Genomic DNA, 422 nt, shown 5'->3' with positions numbered 1-422 from the left:
GAGCCTGATCCCCGTCATCGTCCACCCGCTCGACGTCGCCGGCCGGCTGCGCAGCGCCGTGCGCGCCGCCGGCAGCCAGAAGGCCTTCGCGGCGCAGGTCGGCATCAGTCAGCAATACCTCTGCGACGTGCTGGCCGCGCGGCGCGAGCCCGGCCCAACGCTGCTGGCCGCGGTCGGTGTGCGGCGCGTCGTGCAGTACGTCGAAAAGGGTACTGGCGAGGTTCAGGGCTGATGCGCCGCACGGGGTGGGAATGTGCCGCGTCGCTGCTGTCGGACTTCACCGACCGCCTGACGCCGCGCGCCTACTCCGTGTGCCTCGCCGCCTTCCGCGCCGGCCCCGACGCCATCTGCGTACGCCGGGCCAGGCGTGTCCATCGGCTCTATCGGCGACTGGTGGAGATCCGCCAGTGACGCCGCGAATC

Annotated in this window: 2 protein-coding genes; both read left to right on the top strand. The window is 72.3% G+C overall.

Annotated features, from left to right (window positions below):
* Positions 1–232, top strand: a 232-nt coding sequence (locus tag M0638_RS28145; protein WP_248670270.1) for a helix-turn-helix domain-containing protein, incomplete at its 5' end; no start/stop codon positions are given.
* Positions 232–411, top strand: a complete 180-nt coding sequence (locus M0638_RS28140) for a hypothetical protein (RefSeq protein ID WP_248670269.1) — start codon at positions 232–234, stop codon at positions 409–411. The genes M0638_RS28145 and M0638_RS28140, both read left to right, overlap by 1 nt.
* Positions 412–422: the final 11 nt, after the last annotated feature.

Origin of the sequence: Roseomonas acroporae (genome assembly GCF_023223525.1) — a bacterium.
GTDB classification, from domain to species: domain Bacteria; phylum Pseudomonadota; class Alphaproteobacteria; order Acetobacterales; family Acetobacteraceae; genus Roseomonas_E; species Roseomonas_E acroporae.
This window is presented reverse-complemented; position numbering and strand designations above follow the sequence as displayed.